The organism is Rhodococcus sp. OK519 (assembly GCF_003051005.1).
GTDB lineage: Bacteria > Actinomycetota > Actinomycetes > Mycobacteriales > Mycobacteriaceae > Prescottella.
In genome coordinates, this window is the sequence record NZ_QAOW01000019.1 from 1 (window position 1) to 17,608 (window position 17,608).

Annotated in this window: 16 protein-coding genes, 1 rRNA gene and 1 pseudogene; 6 read left to right on the forward strand and 12 right to left on the reverse strand. The window is 66.3% G+C overall.

Features of this window, described 5'->3' with window-relative positions; translation table 11 throughout:
* The 3 genes and pseudogenes from C8K36_RS25525 to C8K36_RS24015 form a co-directional block, all read left to right on the forward strand.
* Positions 1 to 91: pseudogene (locus C8K36_RS25525) on the forward strand (superoxide dismutase); the annotation flags it as partial.
* 179 nt (positions 92 to 270) lie between these two features.
* Complete coding sequence (locus C8K36_RS24010) at positions 271 to 1,695, forward strand: FAD-binding oxidoreductase (protein WP_107987549.1); 1,425 nt, start codon at positions 271 to 273, stop codon at positions 1,693 to 1,695.
* On the forward strand, positions 1,692 to 2,453 hold the full coding sequence (locus tag C8K36_RS24015) for a decaprenylphospho-beta-D-erythro-pentofuranosid-2-ulose 2-reductase (protein ID WP_107987536.1): 762 nt from the start codon (positions 1,692 to 1,694) through the stop codon (positions 2,451 to 2,453). Before C8K36_RS24010 ends, C8K36_RS24015 begins: the two co-directional genes overlap by 4 nt.
* Before the next feature lie 71 nt (positions 2,454 to 2,524).
* On the opposite strand, the gene C8K36_RS24020 is transcribed toward C8K36_RS24015, so the two are convergent.
* From C8K36_RS24020 to C8K36_RS24060, 9 genes are all read right to left on the reverse strand, one after another.
* On the reverse strand, positions 2,525 to 2,809 hold the full coding sequence (locus C8K36_RS24020) for a hypothetical protein (protein ID WP_107987537.1): 285 nt from the start codon (positions 2,807 to 2,809) through the stop codon (positions 2,525 to 2,527).
* 153 nt (positions 2,810 to 2,962) lie between these two features.
* A complete protein-coding gene (locus C8K36_RS24025; protein ID WP_107987538.1) occupies positions 2,963 to 4,573 on the reverse strand; it encodes an ABC transporter substrate-binding protein in 1,611 nt (536 codons plus the stop codon).
* A gap of 89 nt (positions 4,574 to 4,662) precedes the next feature.
* On the reverse strand, positions 4,663 to 5,727 hold the full coding sequence (locus tag C8K36_RS24030; RefSeq protein WP_107987539.1) for a DUF1214 domain-containing protein: 1,065 nt from the start codon (positions 5,725 to 5,727) through the stop codon (positions 4,663 to 4,665).
* A gap of 26 nt (positions 5,728 to 5,753) precedes the next feature.
* Positions 5,754 to 6,896: a sulfotransferase family protein gene (locus C8K36_RS24035; RefSeq protein ID WP_107987540.1), complete on the reverse strand. Its 1,143-nt coding sequence runs from the start codon at positions 6,894 to 6,896 to the stop codon at positions 5,754 to 5,756.
* A gap of 24 nt (positions 6,897 to 6,920) precedes the next feature.
* Positions 6,921 to 7,739: an SDR family oxidoreductase gene (locus C8K36_RS24040; protein WP_219910046.1), complete on the reverse strand. Its 819-nt coding sequence runs from the start codon at positions 7,737 to 7,739 to the stop codon at positions 6,921 to 6,923.
* Entirely contained in the window at positions 7,736 to 8,065 is a 330-nt protein-coding gene (locus C8K36_RS24045) for a nuclear transport factor 2 family protein (protein WP_258195581.1), read from the reverse strand. The genes C8K36_RS24040 and C8K36_RS24045 overlap by 4 nt, the downstream gene beginning before the upstream one ends.
* Positions 8,066 to 8,155: 90 nt before the next feature.
* A complete protein-coding gene (gene cysN / locus C8K36_RS24050; RefSeq protein ID WP_107987542.1) occupies positions 8,156 to 10,057 on the reverse strand; it encodes a sulfate adenylyltransferase subunit CysN in 1,902 nt (633 codons plus the stop codon).
* The gene (gene cysD, locus C8K36_RS24055; protein WP_107987543.1) at positions 10,057 to 10,962 is read right to left on the reverse strand and encodes a sulfate adenylyltransferase subunit CysD; all 906 of its coding nucleotides are present in this window, start codon (positions 10,960 to 10,962) and stop codon (positions 10,057 to 10,059) included. The genes cysN and cysD overlap by 1 nt, the downstream gene beginning before the upstream one ends.
* A complete protein-coding gene (locus C8K36_RS24060; protein ID WP_107987544.1) occupies positions 10,959 to 11,750 on the reverse strand; it encodes a 3'(2'),5'-bisphosphate nucleotidase CysQ in 792 nt (263 codons plus the stop codon). The genes cysD and C8K36_RS24060 overlap by 4 nt, the downstream gene beginning before the upstream one ends.
* 96 nt (positions 11,751 to 11,846) lie before the next feature.
* Here C8K36_RS24060 and C8K36_RS24065 point away from each other — a divergent pair, with 96 nt between their 5' ends.
* The gene (locus tag C8K36_RS24065) at positions 11,847 to 12,473 is read left to right on the forward strand and encodes a TetR/AcrR family transcriptional regulator (protein ID WP_107987551.1); all 627 of its coding nucleotides are present in this window, start codon (positions 11,847 to 11,849) and stop codon (positions 12,471 to 12,473) included.
* Positions 12,474 to 12,540: 67 nt separating this feature from the next.
* On the opposite strand, the gene C8K36_RS24070 is transcribed toward C8K36_RS24065, so the two are convergent.
* Complete coding sequence (locus C8K36_RS24070; protein WP_107987545.1) at positions 12,541 to 13,416, reverse strand: alpha/beta fold hydrolase; 876 nt, start codon at positions 13,414 to 13,416, stop codon at positions 12,541 to 12,543.
* Positions 13,417 to 13,548: 132 nt separating this feature from the next.
* Here C8K36_RS24070 and C8K36_RS24075 point away from each other — a divergent pair, with 132 nt between their 5' ends.
* Positions 13,549 to 15,396 (forward strand): galactan 5-O-arabinofuranosyltransferase, encoded by a 1,848-nt coding sequence (locus C8K36_RS24075; protein ID WP_107987546.1) that lies wholly within the window; start codon positions 13,549 to 13,551, stop codon positions 15,394 to 15,396.
* Between the two features lies 1 nt (position 15,397).
* Here C8K36_RS24075 and C8K36_RS24080 read toward each other — a convergent pair whose 3' ends face one another.
* Positions 15,398 to 16,816, reverse strand: a complete 1,419-nt coding sequence (locus C8K36_RS24080) for an FUSC family protein (RefSeq protein WP_107987547.1) — start codon at positions 16,814 to 16,816, stop codon at positions 15,398 to 15,400.
* A 76-nt stretch (positions 16,817 to 16,892) separates the two neighbouring features.
* On the opposite strand from C8K36_RS24080, the gene C8K36_RS24085 reads away from it, so the two are divergent.
* Positions 16,893 to 17,408, forward strand: coding sequence for a MarR family winged helix-turn-helix transcriptional regulator (locus C8K36_RS24085; RefSeq protein WP_107987548.1), 516 nt, complete (start codon positions 16,893 to 16,895; stop codon positions 17,406 to 17,408).
* A gap of 106 nt (positions 17,409 to 17,514) precedes the next feature.
* Here C8K36_RS24085 and rrf read toward each other — a convergent pair.
* Positions 17,515 to 17,608: ribosomal RNA gene (rrf, locus tag C8K36_RS24090) — 5S ribosomal RNA — on the reverse strand; the annotation flags it as partial.

Genomic DNA, 17,608 nt, shown 5'->3' on the forward strand with positions numbered 1-17,608 from the left:
CGCCTTCTGGAACATCGTCAACTGGAACGACGTCACCGACCGCTTCACCAAGGCACGCACCCAGACCGCCGGACTCATCGTCCCCGCCTGATCCGTCTGATCCGTCTGATCCGTCTGATCTGGCCCTCCCCTCCCCCCGCGTTTTGCGCACTTGTCGCGGTTCCGGACCCCGGAACCTCGCGATAAGTGCGCAAAATGCGGGTACAGAAGTTGTGGATCGGCACACTCGTGCCGGGGTGCACGCTCTACCGCCAGGTAACCTCGTACCCGATGTCCGAGACAGCAGAAGAGACGGCTCACGAGCCGCTCCCCACGCAGACCCGCACCCTCACCGGCTGGGGGCGCACCGCGCCCACCACCGCACAGGTGCTGTCCACGCCCGACGTCGAGGTGATCGCCAAGGCGGTCGCCCAGGTGGCGGAGCAGAACGAGTCGAAGCCGTCGCACCTGCGACGCGGCGTCATCGCGCGCGGCATGGGCCGCTCGTACGGTGACCCGGCGCAGAATGCCGGCGGACTCGTCATCGACATGAACGCGCTGAAGCGGATCCACAACATCGACTCCAACAGCCGTCTGGTGACGGTGGACGCCGGTGTGAACCTGGATCAGCTGATGCGCGCCGCACTGCCGTTCGGCCTGTGGGTTCCGGTGCTGCCGGGCACCCGCCAGGTCACCATCGGCGGCGCGATCGCGTCCGACATCCACGGCAAGAACCATCACAGCGCCGGCAGCTTCGGTAATCATGTGCGCTCGATGGATCTGCTCACTGCGGACGGCCAGATCCGCACCCTCACCCCGGCCGGCAGGAACGCGAAGCTGTTCTGGGCCACGGTCGGCGGCATGGGCCTCACGGGCATCATCCTCAAGGCGACCATCGAGATGACGCCGACCGAGACGGCGTACTTCATCGCCGACGGCGACGTCACCCACACACTCGACGAGACCATCGCGCTGCACAGCGACGGCAGCGAGGCCGACTACGACTACTCGAGCGCCTGGTTCGACGCCATCGCGCCCGAGCCCAGGCTGGGTCGCGCCGCGATCTCGCGGGGCAGCCTCGCCAAGCTGGATCAGCTGCCGACGAAGCTGCAGAAGAATCCGCTGAAGTTCGACGCGCCGACCCTGCTGACGTTTCCGGACGTGTTCCCGAACGGCCTGGCCAACAAGTTCAACTTCTCGGCGATCGGCGAGGTCTGGTTCCGCAAGGCGGGTAACTACCGCGGCAAGGTCCAGAATCTGACGCAGTTCTACCACCCGCTCGACATGTTCGGTGAGTGGAACCGCGCCTATGGCTCCAACGGATTCCTGCAGTACCAGTTCGTGGTGCCGCCGGAGGCCGTGGGCGAGTTCAAGCAGATCATCCGCGACATCCAGTCGTCCGGCCATCACTCGTTCCTCAACGTGTTCAAGCTGTTCGGCGAGGGCAACAAGGCGCCGCTCAGCTTCCCGATGGCCGGCTGGAACATCTGCGTCGACTTCCGGATCAAGCCGGGGCTGAACGAGTTCGTCACCGAACTCGACAAGCGCGTGCTCGAGTTCGGCGGCCGCCTGTACACCGCGAAGGACTCGCGGACCACGGCCGAGACGTTCCATGCCATGTACCCGCGCATCGGCGAGTGGATCAAGGTCCGCCGATCCGTCGACCCCACAGGCGTTTTCGCCTCCGACATGTCCAGAAGGTTGGAACTGCAGTGATCAACGCCGTCGGCAATCCCCAGACCGTACTGCTCCTCGGTGGTACGTCAGAGATCGGTCTGGCGATCTGCGAGGAGTACCTGAAGAAGTCACCCCTGCGCGTGATTCTCGCTGCGCTGCCGAACGATCCGGGCCGTGACGCCGCCGTCGCGCAGATGAAGGCGGCGGGTGCGACGCAGGTCGACCTGATCGACTTCGACGCACTCGACACCGACGGTCACCCCAAGGTGATCGACGAGGCCTTTTCCAAGGGCGACGTGGACGTCGCGATCGTCGCGTTCGCCCTCGATGGCGATGCCGAGGAACTGTGGCAGAACCAGCGCAAGGCCGTGCTGGTCGCGAACGTCAACTACACCGCGTCCGTCTCGGTGGGCGTCCTGCTCGGCGAGAAGATGAAGGCGCAGGGCTTCGGACGCATCGTCGCGATGTCGTCGGTGGCCGGCGAGCGCGTCAAGCGCGCCAACTTCGTCTACGGCTCCACCAAGGCCGGCCTCGACGGCTTCTACCTCGGTCTCGGCGAGGCGCTGGCACCGTTCGGCCCCAAGGTCACCGTCGTGCGTCCGGGCATGGTTCGCACCAAGTTCAGCGCGCACGTCAAGGAAGCGCCGCTGACGGTGAACAAGGAGGACGTCGCCGCGCTCGCGGTGGCAGCGTCCGACAAAGGCAAGGAAATCGTCTGGACCCCGGGTCCGTGGCGTTTCGTGATGATGGCGCTGCGGCACGTCCCGCGCGCGATCTTCCGCAAGCTGCCCATCTAGGTACGGCATCACGAAGCGGCCCGCCACAGTGCACTGTGGCGGGCCGCTTCGTATTCCGAGGTACCTGGGTCCTACATCGCCGAGCGGGGCTGAGCGGGGACGGCCCGCATGTCGTTACCGGTACCCGACTTGACGCGCAGCCACGTGCCGTCGCTCTTGCAGGTCTGGTAGGTGCCGTCCGGGTGGTAGACCTTGCTGCCGACGCTGTAGTCCTTGCCGTCGTAGACGCACACGGTGGTCTGGGTTCCGTCGGGGGCGGTACGGATGTCGGCGTGGGCCACTGCGGCCTGCGCGCCGAGCACGCCGCCGGCGACGAGAAGCGAAGCAGCGAGGGTCTTTACGGTTCGAGAGATCATGTGCGGTCCTTCTGATCGGTGTCGGGTCCAGGTGGACTACTACCAATATCCGGCCTCACCGCCGCCGCAACCAGACACCCGAGGATGCAACTTCACCCACCCCCGGAGGGCACCGCCTCACCCCCGAAGGTCTCGTTCGCGTGCGACACAACGTCAGGCCGCGGACTTCCAGGCCGTGTCGAACAGGATGATGTCGGTGACGGTGCGCTTGACGCCGTGCACCGTCGGCTCCCACGCGGTCAGGACCGGTGCCGGTCCCCAGAGAACATAGGGCACGGTCTCGTTCGCGTACCGCTGGACGTTGCTGATCGCCTCCCGTTTGTCATCGTCGGTCGGCGCCGTCTGCACTTCGAGAAGCAGACGATCCATGTCGGGATCGGCGAATCCGGTGGCGTTGTTGCGAGAGTCGCTACCCATGCTTCCGTAGAGGTTGAGGAACGGCGCCTCGTCACCGATCGGCGCGCCCCCTCGGGTGAGATCGAAGTCGTGGTCCCGGTAGACCTTCCGAACGAGATCGGTCGTATCGGTCGCGTAGTCGACGGTGACATCGAACCCGATCGCCTGGAGTGCCGCCTGCACGGTGAGCGCCGTCGCCTGCTGGCTCGGATCGTGAGTCGACAGGTACGAGATGTGACCGTCGAACCCGTCCGCCTTCGCCTCGTCGAGAAGCTGTCGGGCCCGGTCGGGATCGGCCGGGATTCCCTCCGTGCCGTTGTGCCATCGGGATCCCTCGGGCACGAGTTCCGAACTGGCCGTACCAAGTCCGGCATTGGCGCGCTGGTTGATCGCCTCGGGGTCGACACCGTAGGCAATGGCCTGTCGCACTCGGACGTCGGAGCCCGGCCGCTCGGGTCTGCTGTTGATGACGCCGATGCCGTTCTGCCCGGTCGGGCTGAGGAAGCCGGCGTATCCGTCACCGAGCGCCCGGCTGATGACCTGCTCGTCGCGAAGGATATACGTCATGTCGAACTGGCCGCTTCGCATGGACTCGTACTGGGCCTGCGCTCCCGCCGTCGGCACGAACCGCAGCGTGTCCAGAAGCGGCTTTCCGCCGACGTAGTCGGCTCGCGCGGTGAGCAGCAACTCTTCGCGTGGCGCGAACTTCGTCACCGTGAACGGCCCGGCCCCCACTGGCGAGAACGTGCCGTCCTTCTCCGAACCTGCACCGACGATCATTCCCGCTCCCGTGCTGAGGAGTACTGGAAAATCGCCCCAGGGCCGCTTCAACTCGAAGACGACGGTTCGATCGTCCGGCGTGTCGATACTGTCGACGATGTTCGTCCACGTCTGGGAGGCATCGGCTTTCGCCGCAACGAACCGCTCGATGCTCCACTTGACCGCGCGGGCGTCGAGGACATTGCCGTCGCTGAACCGGGTGCCGGGGCGCAGTGTCACGGTGTAGGTCTCGCGGTCGTCGGTGCTGTCGAGCGACTCCGCCAGTTGCGGTACGAACTCGTGACTTTCGAAGTCGTGACGGACGAGAGTGTCGTATACAGCCGCCATCTCGGTGCCGCCCGTAGACCCCGCGGACTGTGTCCGCGCGGGATCGAGCACCGTTGGGAGCGAATAGGATCCGAAAGTCAGCGAGCCGCCGGGGGCGGGTCGGGCGTCATCTGCCTGTTCGCCGACGAAACCTGACTGCCGCTGGGGCGCGCCGTCAGTCGCGGCACCGGAGTCGCCGGACGAACATCCGGCGAGCAGAACAGCGAGCGCGGTGATGCCGCCCCACAGCAGTCGAGAGGGCGGGAAGGCCGGGTAGTGCACGGTGTCCTCCGATATCGGATGGGTCGACGCATCGGCACGGTCCTCCCGCAGCGGATGCCGCGGAAGGACCGTGCGAAAAGCCGAGTGGCTCAGATCTTGACAACCTTCGCCGTCGGAATCGGATGCGAGTCCGCCTTGATCCAACGCATCGCCCACGTGCCCTCGGTGTGGCCGTCGGTGCTGATCCAGTTTCCGTAGCCGGGATCCTTGGCCGCGACGACGATCGTGAGCGTCCCGTCGTCGTTGAGCTTCGCGGTGTGGTTGTTGATGTAGATGTTCGCGCGCTGGTAGTCGAGGGACTCCACCCAGAAGTTCTGCAGCACGAAGTTGTAGTACTCGCAGTTGGGGATCTCGGTCTCGATCACCCACGCCTCGTCCTCGGCCAGCTTCCAGTAGCCGTGGAAGTAGAAGATCGTCGGGTCGCCACCGGCGTTCTGGAAGTAGTCCTGGCCCCAGTCGAAGATCTCGTTGGCGTGCGGCATGAACTTACGCGACCACTCGAGGAAGGTGCCGGCGGTGCCGCGGAACATGCCGATGGCCTTGTCCAGTCGCTGGCCGATCTCCTCGGGGCTCAGCGGGACGAACTCGCCGTCGGGGTTCAGGCACTCGATGGAGAGTTCGGCGATCACCTCGTTGCGGCGGTCCTTGTACGTCTGCCGGACCGAGATGAGGTTGCTCTCCGGATCCATCGGCAGCCAAGCGGTGCCGTCCGCCGGCTTCTCCGCGCTCGCGATGAATTCGAAACGACCGTGCTCGTCGACCTCGAGGTCGTGAATGTGCAGGTCACCGGTCTGCAGCATGGTGCCGTCGATGTGGTACCGATTGATCCGCGACCCGAACGTCACGAGCGGCACCGTGCCGCGGGTGCCCGTGATCCGATACGTGTACTTGCCGGAGATGTTGGCGCGCATGTAGACGTTGTCCGGGTTGTCGGCGCCGATCTTCGTCATCATGTTCGGGTTCGGCGCCGAGGTGAACTGGGGCCAGCGCGGATCGGTGTACTCGACGCAGTTGATCGTCGAGTAGCGCAGCAGGCGTGAGAGGTAGCGCACCCCCTCGGCCTGCGTCAGCGGATCCTGCGGCACGATCGGGTCCGACAAGATCTCCCCGACGTCGAGCAGGTCGTTGCAGAACTTCTCCCAAGTGGCGTTCATCGTGAATTCCTATCTGTGGCAATCGGTCAGAGGGTGGCGAACTTGGCATCGACCTCGGCTGCGGTGACGCCGAAATCCTCGAGCGAGTACTTGTGCGACGGCCGCCGGTGGTCGGCGAGGCTGGCCTCGTGGGCATCGGTGATCGCGCGGCGCGCCTCGTCGGAGAACGGCATGGCGAACTGGGTGTAGACCTTCTCGGCCGTCCCGATCGGGTCGGCCACGAAGTCCCGGTAGTCGATGTCGATGAACTGCTCGGGGTTGTGGCGAGCCCGGGCCTCATGGAAATTCGCGTTCCCGCGCGCCCACAGATCCAACTGGGTCCGCCCGATGGTCTTGCGGTCGAAGGCCTTCGACATGCCGTGCCCGCCCTGCTCCGCGAGGCTGAAGGTCGACGCCATGGAGGTGTGCTGGTCGCGGAAGGTGCGAACGAACAGCGCATCCGGGAAGACCTTCAAGATGTCGTCGATCGCGAAGACGTGGCTCGGGCTCTTGAGCACCCAGCGGCGATCACGATCGTTCATACCGATCAGCTGCAGGTTCTTCTTGTACCGGGCATAGGTGTCGGTCCAGTCCTGCTTCGCCAGCCAGTCCGTGTACGACGGCACGTACGCGATGGTGTCGAACGAGGTCGACAGCATCGTCTGCTGGAGCAGTCGCCAGCATTCCTCGACCTCCTCGGCACCCATGAAGTGCACCTTCATCAGGTCTGCCTCGTTCGCCTGACGCGCCCGGTAGAAGGCGTCGCACCGCAGGAAATCGGGGTTCTCGGACCAGCTTTCACGGGCGGGACGGGGCTGCGGCGCCTCGGCCAGCCACATCTCGACACCCTGGTTGGCAGGGTCTGCGCTGAGGAGGCGATGCAGCGCGGTGGTGCCGGTGCGGGTCAGACCGCACATGAAGATCGGGCGTTCGATCGGAACGTCCACGTGCTCGGGGTGCCGCGCGAACGCAGCCTCGCTGATCGCACGGCCGGCGAGCGCTCCGACGATCATCTTGCGCGCGATGATCTTCCCGTGCGGCGTCAGGTCGGCCTCCCGTTCGAACGAATCCAGCAGGACCCGCAGGCCCTCGAGGTATTCGTCGCTGCCGAAGTCGTCGTATCCGGTCGCCTGCCGGGCCTCGGCGTGCAGCTCCTCGATCGAGCCGACACCGTCGATCTGCTGTGTCATCGATGTTTCCTTGTCGTTGGTAGGTCAGTGATGCGTGTGCCCGCAGTTGACGTCGACGCACTGGCCGGCGACGGCCCGCGCGAAGTCCGAGGCCAGGAACACCACGGTGTCGGCGATGTCGTCGGGTTCGGGCAGCCGGCGCAGGTCGGTGTCCACCGCCACCTCGTCGTAGACCTGCTGGAACGGAACGCCCCGGGCCGCTGCCTGCTTCTCGAACATCTTCTTCACGGAATCCGCCCAGATGTATCCCGGCGCCACCGAATTCACGCGGACGCCGAGGGGACCCAACTCCACCGAGAGGCCGCGGGCCAGTGCGAGCAGACCGGACTTCATGATGCGGTAGGCCCCCATGCTCGGGAGCTGGTTACGCAGCACCACCGAGTTGATCATCACGACCGAGCCCTGCGACTCGATCAGTGCGGGCGCGAGCTTGCGCGTCAGGTCGAGCGCCGCCAGCAGATTGATGTCCATGCCCTGACGGACGGAGTCGAAGGCCGCGTCCAGCAGCCGCTCGTGCGGCGGTTGCACGAAGGCATTGTTGACGAGTGCATCGACCCTGCCGAACTCGGCGAGCGCGGCGTCCGCCAGCGCGGACACCGAGTCGCCGTTCGTGAGATCCGTAGGCACGGTGAGGGCGACCCCGCCCAGTTCCCGGACCTCGTCCGCCACCGCAGCCAAACGGGCCTCGGTTCGGGCAGCCAGGACGACCTTGGCGCCGGCCATCGCGCTACGCACCGCGATCGCACGTCCCAGTCCGGGTCCGACTCCCGACACCACGACAACTTTGTCCTCGAGCATCGGGAGCGCGGCCCGGACGGCGGGCGCCGTCGTCTCCGCGGTCATACCCGCGCCTCCGGATCCAGAACCACACTGAGCGAGACGATCTTGCAGTTCTCGTCGAACTCGAAGAGATCTGTGGCGGCGAAGTCCGGTATGCCGTCGCGGTGGACGCGGACCTGCATGGCCGCGAACCGGCCCGTCACGGTGATGGGTGACAGCAACGACACCGAGAACGGCACCTGGGCGCACTTCTCGTCGAAGGCCCGGATCTCGTCGAGGCCCCGGTAGCTTTGCGCGCCGAGGGGCTCGTGCTGAACCGCCCCCTCAGCGAACAGGCCGACGAGCTTGTCGACGTCGTGATTGCCCAGGTGTTCGATGTAAGACTCCACGGTTGTGCAGATTTCACTTCGATTCGGCAAGAATCACTCCTTCATGTCTCGGTTTGACGATCGGCGGAACTCTTTCTGCAGGACAAGCTCTCAGGTGATGATGCCGCGCTGACGGAGCAGCTCGACGATTCGATCGGCGGCCTGCTCCGGCGAGATGTCGGTGGTGTCGATCCGGATCTCCGGCGACGGGGGGGCCTCGTACGGCGAGTCGACGCCCGTGAAGTTGGCCAATTCGCCGCTACGCGCCTTTCGGTAGAGCCCCTTGGGGTCCCGCTGCTCGGCCACCTCGATCGGGGTGTCGACGAACACCTCGCAGAAGCGGTCCGGCCCGATCAACTCACGAGCGGCATCGCGCTCGGCACGGAACGGTGAGATGAACGACGCGAGGACGATCAGCCCGGCGTCGGCCATCAGTCGTGCCACCTCCGTGACCCGGCGGATGTTCTCCACGCGGTCGGCCTCGGTGAACCCCAGGTCCCGCCCCAGCCCGTGTCGGACGTTGTCACCGTCGAGAAGATAGGTGTGGCACCCGAGGGCGTACAACCGTCGCTCGAGCTCGTTGGCGATGGTCGACTTTCCCGAGCCCGAGAGTCCCGTGAACCAGATGATCTGTGGTCGATGGCCTTTGAGCAGCGATCGGGCCTCGTCGTCGACGTCGACGGCTTGCCAGTGGATGTTGTCCGATCGGCGCAACGAGTGCGCGATCATGCCGGCACCGACAGTGGTGTTGGTCAGGCGGTCGATGAGGATGAAGCCGCCGGTGTCGCGGTTTTCGACATAGGGATCGAACGGCACCGGCCGGTCGAAGCTGATGTTGCAGACGCCGATCTCGTTGAGAGCCAGCGTGTTGGTCGCGGTCTGCTCGAGCGTGTTGACGTTGACCTTGTACTTGGGCCGGGTGATCCGCGCCTGGACGGTCATCGTGCCGATCTGGCACACGTACGGACGCTCGGGCAGCATGTCGTGCTCACCCATCCACACCAGTTGCGCCTCGAACTGGTCGGCGACGCATGGGAGGGCGTCCGCCCTGGCGAGGACGTCGCCGCGGCTGACGTCGATCTCGTCGGCGAGGGTGATGGTGACCGATCGGCCGGCAACGGCTTCGTCGAGGTCGCCGTCCATCGTCACGATCCGTTCCACGGTGGATTCGCGGCCGCTCGGCAGCGCGCGAACGCGGTCCCCGGGACGCACGACTCCACTCAGGATCTGGCCCGAGAAACCGCGGAAGTCGAGGTCCGGCCGGTTCACCCATTGCACGGGCATCCGGAAGGGCGCCGTCTGCAGCGCGTCCTCGATCTCCACCGTCTCGAGGTGCTCGATCAGTGTCGGGCCCTGGTACCACGGCGTGTTCGGGCTGTGATCGGTGAGGTTGTCACCCATGTACGCGGACATGGGGATCGGGACAACCTGGTCGAGTCCGATCTCGGCGGCGAACGCCGCATAGTCGCCGACGATCCCCTCGAACACCTCCTGTGAGTAGTCGACGAGATCGAGCTTGTTGACGGCGAGGACCACGTGCCGGATGCCGAGCAGCGAGACGAGGTACGAGTGCCGCCGGGTCTGCGTGAGCACGCCCTTGCGCGCATCGACGAGAATCACCGCGAGATCCGCTGTCGAGGCACCCGTCACCATGTTGCGTGTGTACTGCTCGTGCCCCGGAGTGTCGGCGACGACGAACTTGCGCCGCTCGGTGGTGAAGTACCGGTATGCGACATCGATCGTGATGCCCTGCTCGCGCTCGGCGGCCAGGCCGTCGACGAGCAGCGCGAAGTCGAGACCCTCGCCCTGGGTACCGACCTTCTTCGAGTCGCTTTCGAGGGCGCTGAGCTGGTCCTCGAAAACCAGCTTCGACTCGTACAGCAGCCGGCCGATCAGAGTGCTCTTACCGTCGTCGACGCTGCCGCACGTGATGAAGCGCAGCATGGACTTGGTCGCGTGGCGTTCGAGGTACTGCTCGATGTCGTCGGCGATCAGGTTGGACGCGTGGGCCATCAGAAGTACCCTTCCTGCTTCTTCTTCTCCATCGAGGCGCTGCTGTCGTGGTCGATCACCCGTCCCTGCCGTTCGGAGGTGGTGGTGAGCAGCATTTCCTGGATGACATCGGTGAGGGTCGCGGCCGTGGACTCGACCGCGCCGGTGAGCGGATAGCACCCGAGTGTGCGGAAGCGCACGCTCTTGAGTTCGGGAACTTCGCCGGGGCGCAACGGCATTCGATCGTCGTCGACCATGATCAACGTGCCGTCTCGCTCGACGACCGGACGCTCGGCCGCGAAGTACAGCGGCACGATCGGAATCTGCTCCTGCCGGATGTACTCCCAGACGTCGAGTTCGGTCCAGTTCGACAGCGGGAACACCCGCAGCGTCTCTCCGGGCGACTTACGGACGTTGTACATGTGCCACAACTCCGGGCGCTGCCGCTTCGGGTCCCACCGGTGTTCCGCCGAGCGCACCGAGAAGACGCGTTCCTTCGCACGGGACTTCTCCTCGTCGCGGCGCGCGCCACCGAATGCGGTGTCGAACTTGTGGAGGTCGAGGGCTTGCTTGAGGCCCTCGGTCTTCCACATGTCGGTGTGAGCCGCGGACCCGTGCGTGAACGGGTTGATCCCCTTCTCCACGCACTCGGGGTTCTTGTGTACCAGTAGATCGAAATCACCTGCGGCAGCGGACTCGTCGCGCAGCTTGTACATCTCGCGGAACTTCCACGTCGTGTCGACGTGCAGCAACGGGAACGGCAGCCGGGACGGGTAGAACGCCTTGCGGGCAAGGTGCAGCATCACCGCACTGTCCTTGCCGACCGAGTACAGCATCACGGGATTCTCGCTCCCCGCCACTGCCTCTCGCATGATGTGGATGCTCTCGGCCTCGAGTCTCTCGAGGTGGGTCAGCGCACGTGTCATCGTGCAAGTACCTCCAGTGCTTTGTCTGCCCATTCGGGGCGACAGATCAACAGATCGGGCAACCAAGGGTTCGCCTGGTTGTAGACGAGTTCGGAACCGTCTATGCGTGAAACATGAAGTCCGGCAGCACGGGCCACGGCGACCGGGGCTGCCGAATCCCACTCGTACTGACCCCCCGCGTGGGCGTAGATGTCGACGTCGCCGCGCACCACCGCCATCGCCTTCGCTCCCGCCGAACCCATCTCGATCAGTTCGGCGTCGAGAGCAGCGGCCAATGCCATCACCGGTTCCGGACGCCGAGTGCGGCTGACGACAACCCGGGGCGCGCTCCGCAGTTGCGGCTGGACGCGAGGTACATCCAGAGTCGAGTAGGTGATCTCCGCAGCCGGCATCGCGACCGCACCAACGGTGAGCACGCCGCGTTCGACCAGGGCGACATGGACGGCCCAGTCGGCGCGGTCGGCTTCCCCGAACTCCCGAGTGCCGTCGAGCGGGTCGACGATCCACACCCGATCCGCCTCGAGCCGCGCCTGGTCGTCCGCGCCTTCCTCCGACAGCACCGCATCGTCTGGGAACCGCTCCCGCAGCGCACCGGAGATGTACTCATGACTCAGCCGGTCTCCGACGGATTTGATCTTCACCGGATCGGCACCCGGGAAACTCAACTGCTCCCGCAGTCCGAGCAGCAGTTGTCCTGCCTTCGTTGCGATTTCGACGGCCGCAGGAGCATCCGGTCCCGCCTCGGCGGCGGCGTCGGAAGTGGTCGAGGTTGCGGCGCGAGTGGTCATGAGAGTGACTGTAGCCACAGAATGAACCATGTTCAATCCCAAAACGAACATTGTTCATTCTTGGTGGCGGAACGGGAGCACGGCTACGGTGTTGCGGTGGGTGAATCGAGCGGAGGATCGATCTACGGCGACGCGGGAGCCCGGCGACGCCGGACGCTCGATGCTGCGGCGGCGCTATTGGACGAGGGCGGGTACTCCGCGCTGACGATCCGGTCGGTCGCGAAGCGCGCCGGAACGAGTACCGGACTCATCTACCAGTACTTCGCGGACAAGCAGGACATCTTCATGGCCCTCCTCGACGAGAACATCGTCGAGTCGACCAAGGCCGTCGCCGCACTCCCTCGGGACCGCGGCGTGACGGCACTGGTCGCCGCGATCATCGACGAGTCCGCACGGCGGTGGGGACGCCTCGGGCGCATGTCCCAGGTGTGGCGCGACGCCGAAGGTGCCGCGGACATGGAGCGTGAATCGCTTCGCGCAGTTCATGATTCCGGCACCCGCTACGACGAGGCGGTCCTCGAAGCCGTCACCGAGGCTGCAGCGAAGGAGGGGCGCGTACTGCGTGGGGAGACCGCGGTACTGCCCTTTCTGCTGTCCGGCATGCAGGGCGTCGCCGCCAGCATCGTCAACAACTGGGCGTCATACCTCGACTCCGACGAGTTCGCTCAGTTCTCGGCGGCCGCGCTCACTCGTGCCGTCACCCGCACCGAACCCGCCCCCTGACCCCGCGTTTTGCGCACTTCTCGCGCCCACGACGACCGGACTCCGACGACAAGTGCGCAAAACGCGGTCAGGACGAGGCAGCCCAGGCGGCGAGCACGGTGCGAATGCCGGTGACCAGCGCGAGGGGCTGGTCGATCATCGTGTGGTGGCCCGCGTCGGGGATCTCGGTGACGATGGCGGACCGCCCGAACCGCTCCCGCATCTGCGCCATCAACTCGTCGGAGACGATGCCGTGCTGCGCACGGAAGTAGGCGATCGGGCAACGCGGCTGGGCGACGGCCAGCGTGTCGCCACCCGAGCGAGTGAACATCGTGGGATCGAACTTCCACGACCAACCACCCTCGACGGACATGAGCGACGTCTCGGCGATGTGCTCGCGCACGCACGGCACCGCGGCGTCCTGCGGCGGCACGAACCGGAAGCGGGCGAGGGCCTCTTCCCTCGTCGGGTAGACCTTCTTGGGCCCGAACGCGGCCTTTCGGCGGGCCGCCTCCTCCTCGGGAGTGCGCTGACGGATCGGCGAGTCGATGATCTGCACCCCGGCCAACCGGTCACCGTGCAGATGCGCGGCCACGAACGCCACGATGCCGCCCATGCTGTGGCCCACCACCACCGGTCGCCCCTCGATGCCCGACGCCGCCGCCACCGCCGCCACCTCGTTCGCCCACAGATCGAGCGAGTAGTGCTCGCGGGTGTCGCTGTCTCCGTGGCCACTCATGTCGAGCGCGACGACGCGCCGATCGCCTGCGAGCTGCGGACCGATGTGGTCCCACCACCGGGAGTGGGCCGCGCCGCCGTGCACCAGGACGAGCCCCGGCAGGCCCGGGTCACCCCATGCCCGGAACCGGATGTCGGCGCCGTCGACAGCCACCTTCCCGGTCTCCACCGGAGCCGCCAGTGCCTCACGGAACCACTGCGGTGTCTGCGCGTACTCGTCACTCATCCCTCGAACCTACTGAAACCCGGTTCGGAGATCCCACCCAAGTAAGCTCGGGCCGTGTCGCAATCAGGTGCAAATCCCCTCGCAGCGCCGCGAGTCGCCCCTGCCCGACTGGCCGGTGGAACCGTCGTCGAGATGATCCTCGGGGCCCTCGTGGCCGCGATCGTCGCCGCGGTGGGACTGTTCGCCTTCGGTCGGGTGTCGTGGCCTGCGTTTCCGTCGTCCAACGTCACGCAGGCCGTCACGACAGTGGGGCAGGTCGTCACGATCGCCGTACTTGCGTTGTGTGTCGTCCTTTTCCGTGCCCGACGGTGGATGCGCGCGGCGACGGTGTTGTCGTGGGCCGGGCTGTCCGGGTTCGTGACGGTGACGCTCGGGATGCCGTTGAGTGCGACCAAGCTGTATCTGCACGGCATTTCGGTCGATCAGGAGTTCCGCACCGAATACCTCACGCGCCTCACCGATTCCGCGGCCCTGCACGACATGACCTACGCGGATCTGCCGCCCTACTACCCGGCCGGCTGGTTCTGGATCGGTGGACGCGTCGCGAATCTGCTCGGCATGGACGGGTGGGAGGTCTTCAAGCCGTACGCAATCGGTTCGATCGCCGTCGCCGCCGTCCTCGCTCTGGTGTTGTGGACCAAACTGATTCGCACCGACCGCGCGGTGGTCGTCGCGCTCGCGACGGCCGCGCTCGTGGTCGCCTACGGATCGGCCGAACCGTACGGCGCGGTCATCGCGGTGCTCATCCCGCCGGTGCTGGTGCTCGCGTGGGGCGGGCTGCACCGGCCCGAAAAGACGGCCCGCGACGGCTGGGGCGCCGTCGTCGGGGCCGGAGCCTTCCTGGGTATCGCCGCCGCCTTCTACACCCTCTACCTGGGACTGGCGGCGTTCGCGGTCACCCTCATGGCTCTCGTCGCGGCCGGGCTCGCCGTCCGTGCGCGAGGTTCGTGGCGCGGCGCTGTGGATCCACTCGTGCGACTGGCCGTCATGGCGGTGATCGCGGTCGCAATCGCTCTCACCGTCTGGTTGCCCTATCTGCTCGAGGCGCTTCACGGCATTCCCTCCGACAGCGGAACCGCGACGCACTACCTGCCCGACGCCGGTGCGCACCTGCCGCTTCCGATGCTCCAGGTATCGCTCGCCGGGGCGCTGTGCCTGCTCGGCACGATCTGGCTGGTGTTCCGGGTGACGTCGTCGCGCCGGGCGCAGGCGCTCGCCATCGGGGTGATCGCGATCTACCTGTGGTCGCTCATGTCGATGGCGTTCACCGTGATCGGCGGCACCCTGCTGTCGTTCCGCCTCGAACCGGTGCTCATCCTGCTGCTCGGCACCGCGGGAGTGTTCGGCCTCTTCGACTTCGGCCGCTGGCTGGTGCTGGCGACGAGCGAGAATCCGCGAGTGAAGGCGTCGATCGTCGTGATCGGACTCGCCGGCCTGATCGCGTTCGCGCAGAACATCCCCCAGGTGCTCTCGAACGACATCACCATCGCCTACACCGACACCGACGGCGACGGTGTCCGCGGCGACCAGCGGTCACCGGGCGCCGCCTCGTACTACGGCGACATCGATCGCATCATCATGGAACGACGCCCGGGTGAACGCCACGACACCGTCGTGCTGACCTCCGACACGAGCCTCCTCAGCTACTACCCGTATTACGGGTTCCAGGCGCTCACGTCGCACTACGCGAACCCGCTGGCGCAGTTCCGGGAGCGCTCCGAGGCGATCGAGAGCTGGACCGACCTCGAGACCCCCGACCAGTTGATCCAGACGCTCGACGGTCTGCCGTGGCGGGCGCCGGACGTGTTCGTCTTCCGTAAGAGCGCGGACGGATACACACTGCGCCTGGCGGAGGACGTCTACCCGAACGACCCGAACGTCCGGCGCTACAGCGTCGCGTTCCCCAAGTCGCTGTTCGACGATCCGCGGTTCACCGTCGATGAGGTGGGACCGTTCGCGATCGTCACGCGCACAGGTTGATTCAGGCGAGGTGGTGACGATCGGTGCGGCTGATCGTCACCGCCGCGATGAGCACGCCGATGACGACCCCGATGAGCGTGTCGAGGATTCGAGTCATTCCCGCCTCGGGCGAAATCGGTGAAGTAAGTCCTGTCAGCACCAGTGCCATCGGGGTGACCGCAAGCGTGGTGAGGGCGTAGTTCACGAGCACCATCAGTTCCGCGGCGGTCTGCAGGACGACGACCGCGACGACGGCCTGCCAGAATCCCAGCGACGCGGCGATGAGTCCGGCCGCGATCACCGCGCCGCCGATATTGCCGATCAGACGCTGAATTCCACGCTGAACGGTGTGGGTGAAGCTGAGGCCCTGCAGCGCCGCGATGGCGCCCATCGTCGCCCACAACGGGTGCTCGAGCCCACACGCGAGAGCGATCCAGCCTGCCGCGGCGGAGGCGAGAGTGACCCGAATCGCGGTGTGCCGCAACGCGGCGGAACCGAGGTTGGATCGTGCCGCGCGCAGGAGCCGGGCAGGCGCCGGGAGTTCCGTACGAGGAGTGGTCCGATCACCCACACCGCCTACGAACCCGGATCGCTTCACCCTGCGCAGTTCGCGCTCGTGTTGTGCGATGTCGCGGATCAGGGTGGGGTCACCGTCGGCCACCCAGACGTCGATCGCGTCGTCGGCCACGTCCAGCAGCAGCGCGAGATCCCGACCGTGACCGCGCCGTGCGCGCGTGTGTCCGCTCGCCGCCAGAACTTCACGGGCACGATCGAGTGCTGATCGTGCAGCCGGAACCCCTTCGGCTCCTGTTCTTTCGAGAGATCCGACGACTACGAGCGCACGAGCCGCAGCCAGCCGGGCAGGCCCCAGCGGAAGAAGGAGACCGGGCAGCATCGCTGCGACCCATCCGACGACGACGCCTGCTGCGGCTGCCGACGCCACGGCGACGACGTCACCCGCCGACGATGAGTAGCCGGCGGCGCCGGTGGCCGCGAAGATGAGGATCACCGGGCCCGGCCCGACCAGCTGGAAGGCATTCATGTACGCCGACGCCATGCCGGCCGCGAGCGACAGGATCCCGATGAGGACCCCAGCCGGCAGTGCCGCCGCGCCCAGCGCGCCCCCGAATGCCACGAAGCAGACCAGGGCAACGCCCACGAGCGCCAGTTTGCCCGCCAGTCGCGGGTACGGCTCGTAGCGCCCGAAGGCCGCTGCAAGCGATCCCAGCGCTGCGAAGCCGGCAAGTTCTCGGTATCCGAGCAGACCACCGGCGACGAAAACCGCGGCAGAGGCAAGGCCGACTCGGAGCGCGGGAGCAATCGTCGCGTCGGCCGTACGCAACTCGAACGCACGGCGCCACGTACTCGGCACGACGGTGTGCGCGAGCGCGCCCCGCGCGTGGTCGAGCCTTGAGGAGTCCAGCGTTTCGAGTGCAGTCACTTCGACCAGTGTACGCGTACTACTTCACAAGTAAAATACTAATGAAGTGAACGGGCGCCCTGGCTAGGATGGGGAAGTGGATCCGACCGCCAGCCCCGAGCCCGACTTCATCGACAAGGTCCGTCAGGAATGGGCGTCGACCTACCCGGACATCGACACGTCTCCTATCGAGGTTCTCGGACGAATCACCCGGATCAGCTCCCAGGCACTGCACCGACTCGATCGGGCCCTGGGCCCCTCCGGTGTCTCGCGCGCGGAGTTCGAGGTGCTGTGTGCCCTCGCCCGCAGCGGGCGCCCCCTGCGCGCCAGCGAAGTGACGGCGGTGACGATGGTCAGCGGGGCCGCAACAACGAAGCATGCGGATCGCCTCGTGAAGTTGGGACTGGTGGAGCGCGAGCGTTTCGAGCGGGACGGACGCGTGGTCCTACTCAAGGTGACGGATGCCGGACGCGCGATGGTCGACGAGGAGTTTCCGAGACGCGTCGACCGCGATCGCCAACTGCTGACCGGCCTCGACGACGCCGAGCGCGAGATCCTGGCCCGGCTGCTGCAGCGGATTGCGCGTAATTCGGACGACGCCGAACGCCCGTAAGGGTTCGGCGGTGCCGGCACCGTGCCGGCATTCCGAAGCAATTGCAATAGATGCGGAAATGCCGAAGGCCCCCACCCTGACGGGTGGGGGCCTTCGGTTGAAAGGTGTTCGGCGGTGTCCTACTCTCCCACACCCTGTCGAGTGCAGTACCATCGGCGCTGGAGGGCTTAGCTTCCGGGTTCGGAATGAGACCGGGCGTT

Bases quoted from the DNA above. Each gene is read 5' to 3' on its own strand.
- C8K36_RS24010 (WP_107987549.1), top strand. From the start codon at position 271: ATGTCCGAGACAGCAGAAGAGACGGCTCACGAGCCGCTCCCCACGCAG.
- C8K36_RS24020 (WP_107987537.1), bottom strand. From the start codon at position 2,809: ATGATCTCTCGAACCGTAAAGACCCTCGCTGCTTCGCTTCTCGTCGCC.
- C8K36_RS24030 (WP_107987539.1), bottom strand. From the start codon at position 5,727: ATGAACGCCACTTGGGAGAAGTTCTGCAACGACCTGCTCGACGTCGGG.
- C8K36_RS24035 (WP_107987540.1), bottom strand. From the start codon at position 6,896: ATGACACAGCAGATCGACGGTGTCGGCTCGATCGAGGAGCTGCACGCC.
- C8K36_RS24040 (WP_219910046.1), bottom strand. From the start codon at position 7,739: ATGACCGCGGAGACGACGGCGCCCGCCGTCCGGGCCGCGCTCCCGATG.
- cysN (WP_107987542.1), bottom strand. From the start codon at position 10,057: ATGGCCCACGCGTCCAACCTGATCGCCGACGACATCGAGCAGTACCTC.
- cysD (WP_107987543.1), bottom strand. From the start codon at position 10,962: ATGACACGTGCGCTGACCCACCTCGAGAGACTCGAGGCCGAGAGCATC.
- C8K36_RS24060 (WP_107987544.1), bottom strand. From the start codon at position 11,750: ATGACCACTCGCGCCGCAACCTCGACCACTTCCGACGCCGCCGCCGAG.
- C8K36_RS24070 (WP_107987545.1), bottom strand. From the start codon at position 13,416: ATGAGTGACGAGTACGCGCAGACACCGCAGTGGTTCCGTGAGGCACTG.
- C8K36_RS24075 (WP_107987546.1), top strand. From the start codon at position 13,549: ATGATCCTCGGGGCCCTCGTGGCCGCGATCGTCGCCGCGGTGGGACTG.